The following is a 19,320-nucleotide window of genomic DNA, read 5'->3' on the forward strand; positions in this document are numbered from 1 at the left end:
TATATGACATCCAATCGTGCCCCACAAGGCGCAATGGTTCAGGCGGCTCAGGAAAAACAGGACAATGACAGACAAAACCTCAGAAGCTCAGCGAAGACCAGCCCGACGATGGCTCTGGATTGGATTGTCGCTGATGCTGTTTGTGGCGGTCGTCATCCTGTTATTTGACGCGGAAGATACGGTTGATGTTCAGGCAGCAAACACCTCACCTCCGCCACCGACCGTCTCTGTCGTAACTGTTGTTCCGGAAACCGTGCAGGCGCGTGTTTCCGCATTTGCCGAAGTTCGGCCTCGTTGGGATGCCGAGCTGCGGTCTGCTGTGTCCGGGCGCATCACCGCAGTCCATGCCGGCGCTTTGGCCGGGACACAGGTGGAAGGGGGCGACCCTTTGTTTTCAATCGAAAATGCCCCCTATCAAAGCGCCGTTGCAGCCGCCGAGATGGAGCTTGAGCGAGCGGAGCTTGCACTGTTGCGCGCGCAGAACAACGTAACCGTCGCGAAACGGCAGTTCGAACGAGACGGGGTGGAACCGCCAAACAAATTGGCCGTGAACCTGCCGCAATTGCGCGTTGCCGAAAAAACCGTTGCAGCGGCGCAGGCCCGCCTGAATGCGGCGAGAAATGACCTGAAGGACGCAGAAGTTGTTGCCCCGTTTTCAGGCTTTGTCACCCGCCGCTTTGCCAGCCTTGGCCAGACGGTCAACCCGGGCGATCCCCTGATACACCTGTCGGACAACCGGCAATTCGAACTGGTTGCCGGGTTCAGCCAAGCGGATTGGGCGCTGTTCGATCATCCGATCTCTGGCGTTGCTGCTGAACTGACGCACCGTTCGGGCGAAAACCTGGGTCAGGCACGCGTCCGGCGTGGAGGCGGTTTTCTGGATCAGGACACACGACAGGTGCGCGTCTTTTTGGATGTCGCAAACCCCGGTGACGGCATACTCGCCGGAGACTTGCTGAAAGTGCACATTCCCGGACGGCGAATTGCTGACACCGTGACCCTGCCGGAAAGCGCCCTGACGCGCGCGGGGTACATTTGGATAGTGGATGAAAACGACCACCTTCAGAGGTTCAGCCCGAACATCCTGTTCCGCAGCGAAGGTGCTGTCACGATACAGGCCCCCGACGGGAACGGCCCATGGCGCGTGGCCAAGACACCTTTGGCTTCGTTTCTGCCGGGTCAGCGCGTCACGCCGCTTTCGGATGGGGGTTGAGCCATGCACGCACTGACATCCTGGTTTATCCGCAACCCTGTCGCCGCCAATCTGATGATGGCGCTGATCCTCTTTCTTGGGGTGCAGACGCTGCTGAATATTCGGATCGAGGGCTTCCCTCGCATTCCTGCGGAAAGCGTTACGATTTCGATCGAGTTCCCGGACGCCACTGCCGAACAGGTCGATGAATTGGTGACCCGGAAAGTTGAGCAGGCGCTGGAAGGGTTGGAGGGCGTGCGCAGTGTGACTTCGCGATCCCAAAACGATCTGAGTGTCGTGACCGTCCGCCGCGCGGGTGGCCAGAAACTGCAAGCCGTTCTGGATCGTGTCCGCATTCGCATCGATGGGTTGACCGATCTGCCCGATACCGCGCGCCGCCCTGTGATCGAAGCGTCGGGTTTCGATTTTCCAGCGCTCTATCTGAACCTCTACGGCGAAACAGACCCGGCCACATTGCAGAGCCTGGCGCAGCGCCTGAAGGAAGAGCTACTGGCGCAACCGGAATTGTCCCGGCTGCAAATCTGGGGTCTGATCCCGCGGGAACTACGCATCGAAATCGACCCTGCGCTGTTGCGCCACTATGGCCTGACCGTGGCGGATGTGACCCGCGCAATCGAGGAAAACTCGGTGACATTTCAGGCAGGCCGTTTGCGGACCGAGGGCGGCACGATCTATATGCGGGCCGATGATCGCGCAAAATACGCTCCTGAGTACGCGGCCCTGCCGATCATCGAACGTGACGACGGGTCTTTTGTGCCCTTGGGTGATATCGCCAAGATCGAAGACGGGTTTCAGGACGGCGAGTACCTGTTTCGGCTGAACGGCAAACCAACCGTCGGGATGGAGGTTCTGGTCGGGCAGAAAGAGAACCTGCTGACGATCAGTGACGTTGTGCGCCGCACGGTGGATGAGTTCAGCCGCCAGTTGCCGTCGCAGGTTCAGGTCGATGTCTGGGGCGACAGCGCCGGCTATATCTCGGACCGGCTGGCGCTGTTGCGGTCCAACGGGGTGCAGGGGCTGATCCTTGTGACTTTGATGCTGTCGGTGTTTCTGAACGTGCGCCTGGCCTTCTGGGTCGCCATGGGCATTCCGGTTTCGGTCATGGGGGCCATAGCTGTTTCGGGTTCAAAATGGGTGGACTATTCGCTCAACGATGTCACCACCTTTGGTCTGATCATCGCCCTGGGCATTCTGGTCGATGATGCCGTTGTGGTCGGAGAAAGCGTTTACGATGAACGTCGAAAGGGCACGGACCCGATACAGGACACTGAACGCGGCGTGCACCGCGTGGCGGTCGCAACAGTCTTCGGCGTGCTGACGACAATCGCGGCGTTCTTCCCGATGCTGCTGATCGACAACCCGTTGGGCAAGGTGCTGGCCGGGTTCGCGGGGATCGTGATCCTGACGCTGGTCTTTTCGCTCATCGAAAGCAAGTTCATCCTGCCCGCCCATCTTGCGCAGGTTTCGATGAGGCAAGAGCGAAGGTACCTGCTGTCCCGCCTCTGGGGCCGCGTACAGGATACCGCGCAGGGCGGCCTGGACTGGGGGCGGGATCGCATCTATCAGCCGCTGCTCGTTGCGGCAGTGCGGCAGCGCTATGCCGTGCTGATCCTGTTCGTCGCCGCCGCGACGCTGGGGCTTGGCCTGATGTACAAGGGCAAGGTCAGAACGGTGTTCTTTCCCGAAGTGCCCGGTCAGATCATCACGATGAACCTGGAAATGGACGCCCGCGCGCCCTTTGCACTGACCCGCGCGAACGTGGATCGGATCGAAACTGTGTTGAGCGATCTGAACGCCGAGCTTGCCGAAGACGCAAGTATGGCCGCGCCGCCCGTTCAGACCGTGTTCAGCATCATCAACAGCGCGGGCAGCGCACAAATATACGCCGAGATGATCCCGGTGGCCGAACGACCGGATGTTCCGATCCTTTCCGTGGTTCGCGAATGGCGCGACCGGGTCGGAGCGGTCGAAGGCGCAACCGAACTGGAGTTCACCGGATCGGAAACGCTCGCCGGAGGATTCCGCATCTGGTTGGCGTCAAGAGGCGAAGACCTGCTGCGACAGGCGAGCACCGAGATGAAAGACTTCCTGTCGAACATCGAGGGCGTGGCGAATGTTCGGGATGGGCTGGCGGGCGGCCAGCCCGAACTGAAGCTCCGCCTGCGTCCGGACGCGCGGCACCTTGGCTTCAATGCCGAGGCTTTGGCCAGACAGATTGGCTATGGGTTTGGCGGGGCCGAGGTGACCAAGGTTCGGCGCGACGGGTCCGAAATTCGCGTGGTCGTGCAGAACGCGCGGGAAAACCGCGATACGCTGGCCGATCTGATGCAGACCCAGTTGCGCAGTGCATCCGGTGCCTGGGTGCCGCTTGAGACGGTTGCCGAAATCGAAGGCACCTACACCTCTGGCACCGTCGATCGCCGCGATGGCAAGCGCATGAACATCGTGGCCGCGTCCATCGACCGTGACCGTGTTGCCCCCGAAGAGGTTGGTCAGGCAGTGTTCGATCAGCTGGTCCCGAAACTCCGCGAAAAGTACCCGAGCGTCACAGTTTTGCCCGCCGGTGAACTGGAAGAGATGGCCGATATCAGCGGTGGCTTGAAACGTGCGCTGCTGCTGGCGGCGGTTCTGATCTATGTGTTGATGGCCGTGCCGTTGAAAAGCTATTGGCAACCTTTCGTCATTCTGGCCATCGTGCCCTTTGGTTTTATCGCGGCTGCGGTCGGGCACCTGATCATGGATGTGTCGCTGTCGCTGTTTTCGTTCTTCGGCATGCTGGCGCTGACCGGCGTGATCGTGAACGACAGTCTGGTCATGATCACCCGATACAATCAGGCGCGCCAGGAAGGTCAGCCCGTGAACCTGGCGCTGAAAAGCGCCGGCATCGGACGTTTCAAGGCGATCTTTCTGACCACCGCAACGACGGTGATCGGCTTGCTGCCCTTGCTGACGGAAACCTCGGAACAGGCGCAGTATCTGATCCCTGCCGCCATTTCTCTGGCTTTTGGCGAACTGTTCGGCACCGCCCTCATGCTGCTGCTGGTGCCCGTGCTGATCGCCATTGCCGAAGATGTCCTTGTCGTCTTCAAGCCAGCCCCGCCGCACCCTTCCGGAGAAAGGACATATTTATGACACGTAGCATTCTGGCCCCCGCATTCGCCCTGATGGCGCTTGCAACGCCTGCCGCATCTGATGGTCTGAACGTGATTGTGGAGGGTATCCGCAACGCCAAGGGAAACATTGTGATCCTTGTTTTCGACGACGCGCGCGCCTTTGACGGTTTGGATGTCCAGAGCGCGATTGACTACGCCCAGGTTCCGTCCCGCAAAGGCAGTGTCAGCCATGAGTTTCCCGACCTGACGGCCGGCCCCTATGCGGTGCTGCTGTTTCACGACGAAAACAAGGACGAAGACCTGAACATGACCGAGACGAAGCTTTTGGAGGGGCTGGGTTCAACCGGCGCCCCGAACCCTCAGGACATGCCTGATTTCGAGGCCGCCTCGGTCTGGCCGGGCGATGTCCGCGTTCGTGTCCACTATGATCAGTGATGCCGCATGCTGAGGGACAGAAAACTGACTATCGGTACGTTGCTGAGCGTGTTTCGGTGGCGTGTCGGGATCACATGGTTTCTGATACTGTCGGAAACTGCATTAACCGTGTTGATCCCGCTGTTTATCGGCTTTGCCATAGATGGATTGCTGAGCGGACAGTTTCAGCCCTTTGTGCATTTGGGCGCTCTTATGGTCGCCCTCACGCTGATCGGCGTGATCCGGCGGATATACGATACGCGTGTCTACGGAACGATCCGCGTCGAACTGGGCAAGGCGCTTGCTGCGCGTTTTTCAAACCTGCCGATTTCTTTGTTGAACGCCCGGATCGGAATGGGGCGCGAACTGGCCGACTTTCTGGAAGAGATCCTGCCTTCGGCCATTTCAGGAATCATGCAGTTCGTCGTCTCAGCAATATTGCTGTTTTACTTCTCGCCGGTGCTGGCTCTGTCAGCCTGCGGGGTGCTTGTGGGAATGATATGCATCTACGCCCTGTTTCATTCGACGTTCTGGCAATGGAACCGGGCCCTGAATGAGCAGATGGAACATCAGGTCAGCATTCTGGAGCAACGCCGCGTCCGCCCGGTGCTTGTCCACCTGATGAAACTGCGTCGTTTCGAAGTGAAGCTCTCGGATACCGAAGCCTACCTGTACGGTGTGATCTTCGTTCTGCTGATAGGTCTGATCCTGTTCAACCTGTGGTTCGCGACGCAAAATCTGGATGCGACACCCGGAATGATCTTTTCGATTGTCAGCTACTCATGGGAATTTGCTGAAGCCGCACTTGCTTTGCCGATCACGTTCCAATCCTGGTCCCGGCTGTCCGAAATCACGGTCCGATTGCAGAGAGGATGATCAGATTTTCAAACTGCAAGTTGCGTGGAACGGGTGTTGCAATCAGGTGTTGGTCGTATCGTGACCGCCGTTGAGCTACCCTCTGGCATGCGGCAGGGCAGTCCTTCGTGGCAGATATTCGGTACGATGGCTCTGCGGCGAAAGTGTCAGAGGCCTGCAACGCGGGAAAAGCAGGTTTCGAAACAATGGCAGTGTCTCTGCGCAGGTCAGAGTGTTGAATGGAATGTCGTACAGGCTGTAGCTTTGCCAAGACGGCGTCGGCGGGATCTTTCCGGCTGGGAAGGATCAGCCAAGCCAGCCCATCTGCAATTGCTTAGGCTCAGGCTGTAAAACGGCTGAGAACGTTATGCGGGATTTGCTGAGTGGTGCGGTCCTTCCACTTGAGACCCAGGAACCAATAGATGGTGCCCGCGCAGAAGACCTCGCCCTGGCCTTCGATCAGCTGCGCCCAACCGGTTTGCGAAACCGTGTCCTAGCGCGATACGATGTATTGCTCGGCCACCGTGGCGCCTATGCTGGGCGATGTGATACGGGCCGCGTTCGGATCAATATCTTTGTTGAAAGCGCTGACCTTGATTTCGATCCCGTCTCCTCGACGGCAGCAGAACCGTGAGGAGTACCCGATCAAAGGTCATTCAAGCCCCTGTTCGGACTGTCGGGCCTCAACCTTGGTTGTGACGCTGTTCCAGGCAGCGACCAGCATCGCAGGCGATGCGGCCACGCTCATGGAGGCTTTCAAAAAGCTGCGGCGGCTAAGGTAGTCAGTAATCAAAGCAGAGGTTTTTTGGGCACGGTGATTTGTCCAGCTGGGTTGGAATGCGGTTGGCACATCGGTCAAACGATCCGCAAAAAACCACATCCGGTAAAAGCCTAAAAAGCCAGTTGCTACCAGATTGAACAATATCAGGGCAAACACTGGCGCCGATGCGTTCAAAGATTGCCTTAGAACATTACCTTCCTCGGATTTCATTGGCTTGGGCCACGCGGAAGCTTGTCCAAGCATTGGGGAGTGGCTCAGTGTTGTCTTGACTGCATAGGTTGTCGTTGGCGCGCGGGCAGGTTCCGCGCGCCATCAAGGCTTCACTCTTGCCAGCCCATGAAAACTTGCCGCGCCTTTTCGCTTTCGGGGCGTAGGTTCTCGATGCCGCCATAGGGGACGTCTTTACCGATTTCCGAGTTCGGATACTTGGCGATCATCTTCTGATGTCGCTTGATCATGTCCTGGAACGATGCGCCGGCCCAGAGGGAGTACCCGACCAGCGGATGCAGTTCGCGCGGGTCGCGATAGATGTTGTACGTTGGCGCGGCTGCGCCGGGTGCGCCCGGAGCAGGCAGGTGCATCTTGAACTCCTGTTTCACGACCGAGCGAAGAACCGGGCCCTCGTACACATAAACGTAGTCGCGTCGCCCATTGCCTTCGCCTTCCAGCAGCAGGGCCGTCTGATCGATCCCATCGATCACCCGATCACGCGGGATATAGTCGGTGGCGCCAGCGATACGCGCCATCGTCGTGTAGATATCCGAGACATGAAAAATGTCACCGGCGGCGCTGTCAGCCTCGATCACACCGGGCCAGCGAATGAATGCATCAGTGCGCACACCCCCTTCGAGATGTTGAGTCTTGCCGCCGCGATAGATCAGTTGGTTCAGCCCGGATGTTCCTTCGTAATGGTACATCAACCCGTTGTCGGCCATGATCATGACGATGGTGTTGTCCGCCTCGCCGGTCTTCTCCAGCGCGTCGAGAACTTCGCCGATCCAACCGTCCAGAAGCTGCAACTTGTCCGCGTGGAAGCCTCCGTTACGTGACAGCGCCTGATCGGGATAGACAAAGTTCAGCGGATAAAGCGGCCAGTATTGCAGGAAAAACGGCTCATCCAAGGCTGCGACACGCTCGAGCTGTTCAATTGCCTGCGTCTGGTAGCGCTCGTTCATCTCTTCGTATTTGGCTTGGGTCCATTCTTCACCTGCGGCCATGTCGACTTCGCGGGCTTGCCCTCCTGCCTCGGCTTCGACACCTGTCACCAAACCATAGGGCTTGAAACGCTCATCCAGCAGAAGGGCATTGTTCTGTCCCGACGCGTGGTACCCCAACATGTTGTTGGCCCGCATCGCCTCGCGGGTCATCAGGCTCAGCTGAACCTGCTGATGCAGCGGGAAGGCCGCCCAGTCAAATCCCTGATTGTGTGGGTAGGCCTCTTCGATATCGCCCTGATGCCATTTGCCGACATGCGAGGTGTTGTAGCCCGCCTGTTTCAGGATTTCCGGCAGCGTCACTTCGCTGGCAGGAAGCCCTTCCCCTACCAAAGCCACTTTCACCTCTTCCACGCCGGCCCGGATCGGGTGGCGCCCGGTCAGCATAGCCGTACGAGTGGGTGTACATGAGGGCTCGGTGTACATCCGCATCAACGACATGCCTTCGCTGGCAAAGTCATTGATATTCGGGGTTTCAATGCCCATCACATAGTTGAGTTTGCGTTCGCCCATCTGGCCAAAGCTGATGTCATCGATGAGGATGTACAGGAAATTCGGGGGTTTGCCGCCGTTGGCTTCCCGAAGTTCAGCCAGCCTCGCATCAATCTCGACGTCCTGCGCATCCCATTGCTCGCCAAATTGGGCGCGCAGGAACGCAAATTCACCGTCATGCACAATCGCGTCTTGTTGTGCGGCCGATTGTGTGGTGCTCAACGCTGCTAGCAAACAGGCTGCGATGCCAGTCCTTTGGACAACATTAGTCATTCTTCGTTCCCCCTTTGGTGCTCCTAAAGTTCATCGCCTGAACAATCAGGTCGCGACATTTTGCTGAAAGAGATTGGTTTGACTGATGCGCCAGCTCAGATAACCGCTGGTGTTCTGGTGGCGTTAGAAACGTCACCACGCGCTCTGATCGGGCGTCGGCCTCAGGAAGCCGTGGTCGGCCCATGGTGGCGAGGTTTGGAGTTTTTGCCGACACTTGACTCCCCGCGGTTCGAATTCGCTACATTACCGGTAAAGTGTCAGGCTCTGGGAATGGACCACATCAAGAATTCGCCAAATTCGCAAAAGGGTGTCCCTTCCGTATCAGACGGGGTTACGCCCACAGCCGTGCTGAATTTCGAACATCCCAACAAAATCGGGGAAATCACGCCGTGGGAGATAGACTTCCGACAGCTCGATCCCGGTCGATTGTCGACGTCCATAAGGGTGCGCTCAGGGCGATCGGTCTCCGCTCTCAGCATCGCGATGAACCAACGCGTTCATCAACGTGGTGTTTCGCCCAAGGGCTGGATGACGTTCGGGATTCCGTCAAATGGTGCGGTCGACAAATGGCAGGCAAAGGACGTAACCGATAACGCATTCCTGTCCTTCGGGGACAGTGATGGGTTTGACGGTATTTCGACGGCCGGTTTCACGGGAAATGTCATTTCCTTCCAAACCCAAAGATTGGAGAATTTTGCAGAGTCCTGCGGATTTCACCTGGCGCGCGACAACCCGGATGCCCACAGACTGAGGTCCAAAGCAGGTTTGGCCAGCATGGCGAATCTGGAGGGTCGCGTAGCCGGGCATCTTAACAGTGTTGATGCGCAGTGGTCTGAGGCGGCTGAGCAAGCCCTGATGCTTGAAGCCCTGGTTATCCTGACCGACGACGAAGCGCATTTTGACAGAAGTCAGGCGGGCACCAGGCGGCGTGCCCTGGATCGCGCAACCGATCTTATGGTTGCCAATCTGGAAGACCCGATTTCAATTGAAGAGATTTGTAAAGAAAGCGGGGCGTCTTGGCGAACTCTGGATCGCGCGTTCAAGGAACAGTTCGGACAAAGCCCCAAGTCGTATTATATGCGTCTCAGGTTGAACCGTGTTCGCGAGGACCTTCTTTCAGGGTCTTTCAGCGGAAGAATAACCGATGCTGCAAACCGGCTCGGATTTTGGCATATGGGCCAGTTCGCGCGCGACTACAGGCTGTTTTTCCGAGAGCTGCCGTCTGAAACAAGGGGCGTGCAGAAATAGGTTTCCCATACCAATTCCGCTCTTCAGCACCCGGAAGTATCAGCGCAGGGGCCAATCTTTGCAGGACCGTCTCATTTTGATCTTTGTCAAGGTTGGATGCGGCCCGACGAGATACAGTCACCAATGTATCAGGAGGTCTTGCATGGAAAGACTGGTCGAAATTGGGCGGACATTTGTTCAGGCGATGCGTGATCGCAATGGCTTGGTAAGTGTTGACGAGATGTATGCGGAAAACGCTCAATCCATAGAGGCGGTTGTGCCTCCGGTAAGGCAATTTCGGATTACAAAGGGTCGCGACGCGATCAAGGCAAAGCGGGAAGACTGGCTGAAAACGCATGAAATCCAAACGCTTACGGCAGATGGTCCTTTTGTTCATCCGCCCAATCGCTTTGGCGTGCGTTTCAATGCCGAGGTCGTGCAGAAAGACACCGGACAACGAATGAACCTTAGCGAGATTGCCATTTATTCCGTTGAAGATGGCAAGATTGTACTGGAAGAGTTCTTTATGTTGCCAAAATAGCGAACGGTGCCTGGCAACACGGGTTCCCAAGCGCTTGCGGCCATTTCAGGAAGCCTCGCCAGGTCCGGCGCTGCAATCAAGTACGTCCAATCAAAATGGGCGGTTGACTGGTCGGTCCGGGGCTTGATGGACAGATGGATTAAGGCTTGCAGCATTTTAGCACTCTGCCCGGATCGGAGAACCTAGATGACCGAACTCTCACCTGACAAGCTGTCTGCCGAGGCCGGGGTTTGTGCGGCAGATACCGACGAGAATGCCCCGCCACACCCCTATGAGAAACTTGACCGCGCAACGCGCGCGGCCCTCGCCCGTGCCACCGCCGGTGTTTCCCCGCATTCGATAATGGCCACCTGGATGGATTGGGCCCTGCACCTGGGTCGTTCACCCGGACGCCAGCTTGAACTGACAGAACGCGCGGCACGCGATGCGGCCAAGCTCTGGGTCTATGCCAGCGAGATGGCGACCGGCGCGAAGGCCACTCCGCCTTTTCAGCCACGTAAGCAGGATCACCGTTTCAATGCGCCCGGCTGGCAAAAGGCGCCATTTTCCCTTTGGCAGCAGACTTTTCTGAGCGCACAGGATTGGTGGCAGGCCGCAACGGACGAAATGCCGGGCATCGCCCCCCGTGACGCCGAACGCGCGCAATTTCAGATTCGCCAAGCACTTGATCTTGTCTCTCCTTCGAACTTTCCGTGGTCAAACCCGGAAATCATCAATCGCACGTTCCAGACCGGCGGTCGCAATTTGATAGAGGGCGCCGCCCACTTTCTTGAGGATGTTGCCCATACCATAACGCAACAGCACGAACCTGCCCCTCAGGGTTATGAAATCGGTAAAGACATTGCCGCGACCCCCGGCAGGGTCGTTTATCGCAACGCGCTGTTCGAGCTGATTCAATACACTCCACGCACCAAGCGCGTACAGGCCGAACCGATCCTTTTCGTGCCTGCATGGATCATGAAATACTATGTGCTCGACCTTTCGCCGGAAAACTCCATGGTGCGTTATCTGGTCGAGCAGGGCTTTACCGTTTTCATGATCTCTTGGGTCAATCCCACCGCTGATCAGTCGGATCTCAGCCTCGAGGATTATCGTCTGAACGGTGTCATGGCCGCGATCGAGGCCATCGAAAAAATCGTTCCGGGTCAAAAGATCCACGCCAATGGGTATTGCCTTGGCGGCACGCTTTTGGCGATTGCAGCTGCGGTGATGCAACGCGATGGCGATGACCGGCTTGCAAGCGTTACGCTGATGGCGGCGCAGGTTGATTTCGCCGAAGCCGGTGAGCTTTTGCTGTTTATCGATGACAGCCAGGTCGCTTTTGTCGAAGACCTGATGTGGTTGCAGGGCTATCTTGATCGCCCTCAGATGACGCGAACTTTCACGACAATCCGCGCCGAGGATCTGATCTATGCCCGGGCTGTCCGTCGCTATTTTCTGGGTGAAGACGACCTGCCTACGGATCTGACGGTCTGGAACAATGACACGACCCGGATGCCGGCGCGAATGCATTCCGAGTATTTGCGCGGTTTGTTCCTGGAAAACCGGCTGAGCGCTGGGCGCTTTTCTGTCGAAGGTCGGATCGTTGCGCTCAAGGACATACGCGTACCCATGATTGTGGTCGGAACGGAATCCGACCACATTGCTCCGTGGCGATCAGTGTACAAAATTCGGCTGTTTACCGACGGAGACCTCACCTTCGTGCTGACCAACGGTGGTCACAATGGCGGCATCCTGAGCGAGCCGGGGCACAAGCACCGCCACTATCGGTTGGGCCACAGGCCGGCCGACGCGCTGTATACCTCGCCGGATGAGTGGTTTGAGTCGGCCGAAGAAAAGCAAGGTTCCTGGTGGCCTGCGATGGTGGATTGGATCAAAGACCGTTCATCGGGCGAAACTGCGCCGCCGCCGATGGGCGGAAAACGAAGGGGGGCTGAAAACCTGCTCAAAGCGCCGGGCAGCTACATTCATCTGACCTGAAACCGGTGGCGAGGGTCAGACCCGTCAGTGCCCGGTCGATCTCCTTTGGACATCCTGCGCAAGCCCTTCAGGTGCAGTTGATATTTTGGTCGCTGAGTTGGATCTGAGACTTTGCGATGGATCAAGCCTTGCTGCGGCGCAGGTGTGCTATCGTTCAGGTCGTCGGAACCTAGTGCCACACTTACGGTTTTGTCGAAGGCCGAGCCCGAAATTTGCAACGACAAGAGGCAATAAACAGATGATTTCGGGCGGATGTATCTGGAGAGTTGGACCATGACCCGCGCAATGGTTTTGAACGAGGCCGGCCGCGCGCTGAAACTGGAAGACATCGAACTTCCGGCGCCGGGCGCTCATGATATCGAGATCCAGATCGAGGCTTGTGGTGTCTGCCGCACGGATCTTCACATCGTCGATGGTGACCTCGAACATCCTGAACTTCCACTGGTTCCGGGCCACGAAATCGTTGGGCGGATCGTTCGAAAGGGGGATGCCGTAACAGGGCTGGAAACCGGTCAGCGCGTGGGCGTGCCTTGGCTTGGGTCCACTTGTGGTAAATGTCCGTATTGCCATCGAGCACAGGAAAACCTGTGTGACGCGCCGGTGTTCACGGGATACACGCGAAACGGAGGATTTGCCGAAGCTTGCCTTGCGGATGCACGGTATGTCTTTGCCCTGCCAGAGATTGCCGATCCGGTTGCACTGGCGCCGTTGTTATGTGCCGGGCTTATCGGGTTTCGCTGTCTGCGAATGGCCCAGGATGCCAAGAATATCGGCTTTTATGGCTTCGGAGCTGCCGCGCATATCCTTGCACAACTGGCCGTCTGGCAGGGCCGGAATGTATATGCGCTGACCCGGCCCGGCGATATCGAGGCGCAGGAGTTTGCGCGTGACCTTGGCGCGGTTTGGTCTGGTGGGTCCGACGAACGACCACCGGCGGAACTGGATGCTGCAATCATATTCGCCCCCGTCGGAGCCCTTGTGCCCAAAGCGCTGCAAGCTGTCCGCAAGGGCGGCCGCGTGGTTTGCGGCGGAATTCACATGAGCGACATTCCGTCCTTTCCCTACAGCGATCTTTGGGGGGAACGCCAAATCCTGTCCGTCGCAAACCTGACGCGTCAGGATGGTGAGGAGTTTTTTGCAATGGCCCAAGCCGCAGGCATCCAGACACGAACCCAAGGATATTCACTGAAGGACGCCAACACAGCCCTCGCGGATCTGAGCGCCGGACGATTGCAAGGGGCAGCGGTTTTGGTTCCCTGACCAATGGTCTGTCGCGCTCCGCACCGGCTTGACAAGTCACAGCGGACGTCAGCATCCGAAATTAGGGTGGTGGCTTAGGCAAACGGATCCTGATCGTGGAATGGACGGAACACCGGAACACGAAAGACCGCTCGGCGCACTGGGATGTCGCCCACGCGTGCAGGACACGATCATACCGGCGGACTCATGGACGATCATGCGCCAACAAACAAACTGGACCCGTCAGATGAGCGACGAGCTTGTTTCCATTTAGCGTGCTGAAAATGCTGGCTTTGTATTGCAAATCGGCTTTTGGTGCCGCAGAGAACGAATATTGGTGTCATGCCTGACAAATATGTCCCCGATATTTACATTTAAATATATGAAAAATATATGTTTAAATGTGAGCAAGCGAAAAAGCTTTTCAAACGATCTTGATTTTCGTCAAGACGTTTACAAAATTTTGTTTCAAATCCAGTAATTTGTTGTGAAATTTTCCACCGCCTTTCCATTATTGAAATGCACATAAGTGCGCTTTCGTCTGCTGGAAGAGGAGCCAGACGACGAGAGAAAGGGAAATGGGAGGAATTAATGACCAACAAATCTGTCACACGCCGCGGCGTGTTGAAGTCTGGTGCCGTTGCAGGTACCGGTCTGGCCCTGCCTACGATCTTCACGGCTTCGTCGGCGGCCGCTTACACCAACGAACCAACCGGAGGGTCCGTGACCCTGGGCTTCAATGTTCCCCAGACCGGGCCGTATGCGGAAGAGGGCAATGACGAGCTGCTGGCGCAACAGCTGGCGGTGGAACATCTGAACGGAGAGGGTGACGGCGGTTGCCTGAACACCTTCACGTCCAAGGCGCTGAAGGGCAATGGCATCCTCGGCAAGAAGGTCGAGTTCGTCACAGGTGACACCCAGACCAAGTCAGACGCCGCACGTGCGTCCGCAAAGTCGATGATCGAAAAAGACGGTGCGATCATGATCAACGGCGGGTCGTCCTCGGGCGTGGCCGTTGCGGTTCAGGGCCTGTGTCAGGAAGCGGGTGTGATCTTTATGGCGGGCCTGACCCATGCCAACGACACCACCGGCAAGGACAAGAAGGCCAATGGTTTCCGCCATTTCTTCAACGCCTACATGTCGGGCGCTGCGCTTGCGCCGGTGCTGGCTGCCGAGATGGGCAATGACCGCCGCGCCTATCACCTGACGGCGGACTACAACTGGGGCTGGACCCAGGAAGAGTCGATCGTCGCCTCGACCGAAGCCCTGGGATGGGAAACGGTCAACACCGTCAAAACGCCACTCGCGTCAACAGACTTCTCGTCCTACATCACTCCGGTTTTGAACTCGGGCGCGGACGTTCTGGTTCTGAACCACTATGGCGGCAACATGGTGAACTCGCTGACCAACGCGATTCAGTTCGGCCTGCTCGACAAAGTCGCAAACGGCAAGGACTTCAAGATCGTCGTGCCGCTGTATTCGGAACTGATGGCCGCCGGTGCTGGCGAGAACATCAAAGGCGTGCTGGGTTCGATGAACTGGAACTGGCAGTTGCAGGATGAAGGCACCAAAGCCTTCGTGAAATCCTTCGGCGAAAAATACGGCAAGCCGCCGTCCAATTCGGCGCAAACCTGCTATGCACAGGTTCTGCTGTATGCTGATGCTTGCGAGCGTGCCGGTACGTTCAACCCATGCGGTGTCGTTGAAGCGCTGGAAGACTTCGAGTTCGACGGCCTGGGCAACGGCCCGACCTGGTATCGCGGCGCGGATCACCAGTGCTTCAAGGACGTACTGGTCGTGCGTGGCAACATGAACCCGACCAACGCCTATGACACGCTGGAGATCGTCGAGATCACCCCACGCGCGCAGGTCGAATACGATCCGGAGCATCCGATGTTTGCCGGTGGCGCACTGGGTGAGTGTAACCCGGGCGCATAAGACCGCGTATCAAAGTCTGGCCGCCAAAATGGTGGCCAGACATCTACAGCAGGGTTGATCCTGTTGTGCCACTCAATTCACACTGACCAACCCTGAGGTGGGCCAATGGACGCCATCCTATTGCAAATTCTGAACGGTCTGGACAAAGGGTCGGCTTATGCGCTGATTGCGCTGGGGCTGACGCTTATTTTTGGGACGCTCGGCGTTGTGAACTTTGCCCATGGGGCCCTGTTCATGATCGGTGCGTTCTGTGCCGTCACTTTGCAAAAGCTCATGAACCTGAGCTTTGTAACCATCGACGAGAGCCAAACCGACTTTCTTGGCAACCCGCTGAAGGTGGAAACACCTTATGTCGAGGCATGGTTCGGCCCGGAGTTCGGGGCGACGATCATCGACTGGTCCGTTCCATTGGCAATCCTGTTTGCGATCCCGATCATGCTGGCGGTTGGCTATGTGATGGAACGCGGGCTTATCAAGCATTTCTACAAACGCCCCCACGCGGACCAGATCCTTGTCACGTTCGGCTTGGCGATCGTGTTGCAGGAAATCGTAAAGTATTTCTTTGGTGCCAACCCCATCCAGACCCCGCCGCCCGACGCGCTGAGTGGCTCTATCGATCTTGGCACCATGATCGGGTTTGATCCCAACGCGATCATCTACCCGATCTGGCGCCTCGTCTATTTTGGCTTTGCAGTTGCCATTATCGGTGCCGTCTTCTCATTCCTGCAATTCACCACCTTCGGCATGGTTGTGCGCGCCGGCATGGCGGATCGCGAAACTGTGGGCTTGCTGGGGATCAACATCGACCGGCGCTTTACGATCATGTTCGGGATCGCTGCCGCGGTGGCCGGTTTGGCGGGCGTCATGTACGGGCCGCTCAACCCACCAAACTATCACATGGGGATGGATTTTCTGGTCCTCAGCTTCGTTGTGGTTGTTGTTGGTGGCATGGGGTCTCTTCCCGGCGCGGTGCTGGCTGGCTTTCTGCTGGGCATTCTTGAAAGCTTCGCCTCTACGACCTGGGCCACAACGACGATCCCGGGCATCAACCAAATCATCATCTACCTTGTTGCCATTATTGTGCTGCTCACACGCCCGCGCGGTTTGATGGGACGCAAAGGCGTGATGGAGGAATAATCGATGTTGGGACTGAACAAAAAAGATACCAGCCTGCTGATCATCGTCGGCATCCTTACGATGCTGGCACCCTTCATCCTGAATCCGTTCCCGGAAGGCAGCGCCATGGCGCAGTTCAACGCGGGCTATCCGGATCTGATGCAGCGTTTTGTCATTTTTGGCATCTTTGCCATCGGCTTCAACATCCTGTTCGGCCTTACCGGATACCTGTCATTCGGTCACGCGGCCTTTCTGGGCGTTGGATCCTATTCCGCCGTATGGATGTTCAAGCTGCTGAGTTACAACATCATCCCGGCCATCGCACTCAGCGTTGTGGTCGCCGGGGTATTCTCATTGCTGATCGGGTTCGTCAGCCTGCGCCGGTCGGGCATCTATTTTTCGATCCTCACGCTGGCCTTCGCCCAGATGAGCTTTGCGTTGGCTTATTCGGTGTTGTCCAACCCCAAATTCAACCTGACGAACGGGGAAACGGGATTGCAGGTTTACGCGGATGATCCACAGATTCTGCAAGGGGCGAACTCGCCGGACCTGCCGCATCTGTTCGGGTTGCCGATGCGCGCAACCTACACGCTGGACGTGGGCGCATGGAGCTTTGATTTCAACGCGGGATACTATCTGTGTGCGGTGATCATGATGGTGGTATTCTATCTGTCCATCCGAATTTTCCGTTCACCTTTCGGGATGATGCTGCGGGCCGTCAAATCAAACCAGCAGCGGATGAACTATACCGGCCTGAACTCGAAACCCTACACGCTGGCAGCTTTTGTCATCTCTGGCATGTATGCCGGCCTGGCTGGTGGGCTGATGGCCGCAATGGACCCGCTGGCAGGTGCCGAACGTATGCAGTGGACCGCATCGGGCGAGGTCGTTCTGATGACGATCCTAGGCGGCACCGGCACACTGATCGGGCCGGTGCTGGGTGCGGGCTTCATCAAGTACTTCGAAAATATCTTCTCGAAGATCAACGACAACGTGTTGCACAGCTGGTTTGCATTCCTGCCTGACGGGCTGGAGGACGCGGTGGTTTTCTTGATTCATCCGTTCATCGGCAAGGGCTGGCATCTGACGCTGGGCATTCTTTTCATGCTTGTCGTTATCTACTTGCCGGGTGGTCTTGTCGAAGGTGGTCAGCGTTTGCTGAACCGGCTCAAGCGCAAGAAATCAAAATCCGACGACGCGACGTCGGGCAAAACGGAACCGGCGGAATAAGGGGCGAGCCATGGCAATTCTAAGAGTCAAAGACGTCAGCAAGCGCTTCGGCGGCCTCAAGGCGCTCACGGATGTGAATCTCAGCGTCGAGGAGAATTCGGTTCACGCAATCATCGGGCCTAATGGTGCGGGCAAGTCGACCTTGCTGAATTGTCTGGTCGGCAAGCTCATGCCAGATACCGGGTCCGTATTGTTCGACAACGCATCGGTCTTGGGGCTTGAACCCTTCCAGATCAACCAGATGGGCATAAGCCGCGTGTTTCAGACACCAGAGATTTTTGGTGAACTGACGGTGATGGAGAATATGTTGATTCCGATCTTCGCCATGCGGGATGGGGCGTTCCGAATGCATGCGTACGAGACCATCGCCAACGAAAAAGCTGTTGTTGAACAGGCCGAAGCGATGCTGGAAGAGATGAACATGGCCGACAAGCGTGAGATGCACGCGGCTTCGCTGTCGCGCGGTGACAAGCGCCGGCTCGAGATCGGCATGTGCCTCAGCCAGAATCCGCGGTTGTTGCTGCTGGACGAACCGACGGCGGGGATGGCGAGGGCGGATACCAACAACACGATCGACCTGCTGAAACAGATCAAGGAAGAACGTGATATCACCATCGCGATCATCGAGCATGACATGCATGTTGTCTTCAGCCTTGCCGAACGCATCACTGTTCTGGCCCAGGGGACACCCCTGGTTGAAGATACTCCTGAAAACATCCGCGGAAACCCAAAGGTTCGCGAAGCCTATCTGGGCGAGGCTGCGTAAGGAAAAGCTATGAACGAGAAACCTGACTTTTCGAAAAACGCCAATATGGCCAGCACCGCCCCTGCGTTTCTTTCCGTTTGGGATATGCACTCCTATTATGGAGAAAGCTATATCGTGCAGGGTGTCAGCTTCAATGTGCATGAAGGCGAGATTCTTGCTCTTCTTGGGCGCAACGGTGCGGGCAAAACCTCGACACTGCGCTCGATTGCAAGGGTTGGAGAACCCGAAGTAAGACATGGCGAAATCTGGTTGGACCACAAACCGCTGCACAACATGACAAGCTATGAAGCAGCAGCGGCTGGCCTTGGTCTTGTACCAGAAGACAGACGCATTATTCCCGGCCTGACAGTCGAAGAAAATCTGCAACTTGCACAGATTGCGCCTCCGATCGGATGGTCCCTTGAACGGCTTTACGAGCTGTTTCCGCGTCTCGGTGAGCGCAGGAAGCAGGAAGGGATTACACTGTCGGGTGGCGAACAGCAGATGCTGTCAATCGCCAGAGCGCTTGCCAGGGACATCAAGGTGCTGCTTTTGGATGAGCCGTATGAAGGTTTGGCGCCTGTTATCGTCGACGAAATCGAAAAAACCCTCATACATGTCAAGCAGCAGGGTATGACCACGATAATCGTTGAACAGAACGCTGTGCGCGCTTTGGAACTGGCGGATCGCGCGATCATTCTTGATACCGGTACCATCGTGTTCGACGGAACGGCAAAAGAAGTGCTTGAGGACACCGGTCTTCGTGAGGAGTATCTGGCGATCTAAGCGTTATTCTGATTGGCAAACAGACCCGATGGGTATGACCAGTTCGTGGCTCACCATGACCCGCGTTCAGGGCAGATACTGCCCACTCGCGCGATCAAAGGTGTTTCACCCCAAAAAATGATTGTCGTTGGCTCAAACCCGAATGCGGGTTTGCGGCAACAGG

General features: G+C 57.1%; 16 protein-coding genes. 14 read left to right on the top strand and 2 right to left on the bottom strand.

Features of this window, described 5'->3' with window-relative positions; translation table 11 throughout:
- The first annotated feature begins 64 nt into the window (after nt 1-64).
- The 5 genes from ACR0A2_RS06500 (at nt 65) to ACR0A2_RS06520 (ending at nt 6,229) form a co-directional block, all read left to right on the top strand.
- On the top strand, nt 65-1,213 hold the full coding sequence (locus tag ACR0A2_RS06500) for an efflux RND transporter periplasmic adaptor subunit (protein WP_480834519.1): 1,149 nt from the start codon (nt 65-67) through the stop codon (nt 1,211-1,213).
- Nucleotides 1,214-1,216: 3 nt separating this feature from the next.
- Nucleotides 1,217-4,345, top strand: coding sequence for an efflux RND transporter permease subunit (locus ACR0A2_RS06505; RefSeq protein ID WP_480834520.1), 3,129 nt, complete (start codon nt 1,217-1,219; stop codon nt 4,343-4,345).
- Entirely contained in the window at nt 4,342-4,761 is a 420-nt protein-coding gene (locus tag ACR0A2_RS06510) for a DUF2141 domain-containing protein (protein ID WP_171229056.1), read from the top strand. Before ACR0A2_RS06505 ends, ACR0A2_RS06510 begins: the two co-directional genes overlap by 4 nt.
- Before the next feature lie 6 nt (nt 4,762-4,767).
- Entirely contained in the window at nt 4,768-5,616 is an 849-nt protein-coding gene (locus tag ACR0A2_RS06515) for an ABC transporter six-transmembrane domain-containing protein (protein WP_171229055.1), read from the top strand.
- 346 nt (nt 5,617-5,962) lie between these two features.
- Nucleotides 5,963-6,229: a hypothetical protein gene (locus tag ACR0A2_RS06520; RefSeq protein ID WP_480834521.1), complete on the top strand. Its 267-nt coding sequence runs from the start codon at nt 5,963-5,965 to the stop codon at nt 6,227-6,229.
- Between the two features lie 18 nt (nt 6,230-6,247).
- Here ACR0A2_RS06520 and ACR0A2_RS06525 read toward each other — a convergent pair whose 3' ends face one another.
- Together ACR0A2_RS06525 and ACR0A2_RS06530 are read right to left on the bottom strand one after the other, a co-directional pair.
- Entirely contained in the window at nt 6,248-6,586 is a 339-nt protein-coding gene (locus ACR0A2_RS06525; protein WP_480834522.1) for a twin-arginine translocation signal domain-containing protein, read from the bottom strand.
- Between the two features lie 110 nt (nt 6,587-6,696).
- On the bottom strand, nt 6,697-8,355 hold the full coding sequence (locus ACR0A2_RS06530; RefSeq protein WP_480834523.1) for a sulfatase-like hydrolase/transferase: 1,659 nt from the start codon (nt 8,353-8,355) through the stop codon (nt 6,697-6,699).
- Between the two features lie 78 nt (nt 8,356-8,433).
- On the opposite strand from ACR0A2_RS06530, the gene ACR0A2_RS06535 reads away from it, so the two are divergent.
- The 9 genes from ACR0A2_RS06535 (at nt 8,434) to ACR0A2_RS06575 (ending at nt 19,157) form a co-directional block, all read left to right on the top strand.
- Nucleotides 8,434-9,603, top strand: a complete 1,170-nt coding sequence (locus ACR0A2_RS06535; protein ID WP_480834524.1) for a helix-turn-helix transcriptional regulator — start codon at nt 8,434-8,436, stop codon at nt 9,601-9,603.
- A gap of 142 nt (nt 9,604-9,745) precedes the next feature.
- On the top strand, nt 9,746-10,123 hold the full coding sequence (locus ACR0A2_RS06540) for a SnoaL-like domain-containing protein (protein ID WP_480834525.1): 378 nt from the start codon (nt 9,746-9,748) through the stop codon (nt 10,121-10,123).
- A 186-nt stretch (nt 10,124-10,309) separates the two neighbouring features.
- Nucleotides 10,310-12,103 (top strand): PHA/PHB synthase family protein, encoded by a 1,794-nt coding sequence (locus ACR0A2_RS06545; RefSeq protein WP_480834526.1) that lies wholly within the window; start codon nt 10,310-10,312, stop codon nt 12,101-12,103.
- Nucleotides 12,104-12,376: 273 nt separating this feature from the next.
- The gene (locus ACR0A2_RS06550) at nt 12,377-13,363 is read left to right on the top strand and encodes a zinc-dependent alcohol dehydrogenase family protein (RefSeq protein ID WP_480834527.1); all 987 of its coding nucleotides are present in this window, start codon (nt 12,377-12,379) and stop codon (nt 13,361-13,363) included.
- 570 nt (nt 13,364-13,933) lie between these two features.
- Complete coding sequence (locus tag ACR0A2_RS06555; protein ID WP_152459077.1) at nt 13,934-15,280, top strand: substrate-binding protein; 1,347 nt, start codon at nt 13,934-13,936, stop codon at nt 15,278-15,280.
- Between the two features lie 105 nt (nt 15,281-15,385).
- Nucleotides 15,386-16,417 carry a branched-chain amino acid ABC transporter permease gene (locus ACR0A2_RS06560; RefSeq protein ID WP_171118891.1) on the top strand — a complete coding sequence of 344 codons (1,032 nt, stop codon included), beginning with the start codon at nt 15,386-15,388 and terminating at the stop codon, nt 16,415-16,417.
- 3 nt (nt 16,418-16,420) lie between these two features.
- Nucleotides 16,421-17,626 (top strand): branched-chain amino acid ABC transporter permease, encoded by a 1,206-nt coding sequence (locus tag ACR0A2_RS06565; RefSeq protein ID WP_171118889.1) that lies wholly within the window; start codon nt 16,421-16,423, stop codon nt 17,624-17,626.
- A 10-nt stretch (nt 17,627-17,636) separates the two neighbouring features.
- Nucleotides 17,637-18,392, top strand: coding sequence for an ABC transporter ATP-binding protein (locus ACR0A2_RS06570; protein ID WP_152459074.1), 756 nt, complete (start codon nt 17,637-17,639; stop codon nt 18,390-18,392).
- A 9-nt stretch (nt 18,393-18,401) separates the two neighbouring features.
- Complete coding sequence (locus ACR0A2_RS06575; RefSeq protein ID WP_152459073.1) at nt 18,402-19,157, top strand: ABC transporter ATP-binding protein; 756 nt, start codon at nt 18,402-18,404, stop codon at nt 19,155-19,157.
- Nucleotides 19,158-19,320: the final 163 nt, after the last annotated feature.

The organism is Ruegeria sp. H8 (assembly GCF_056532905.1).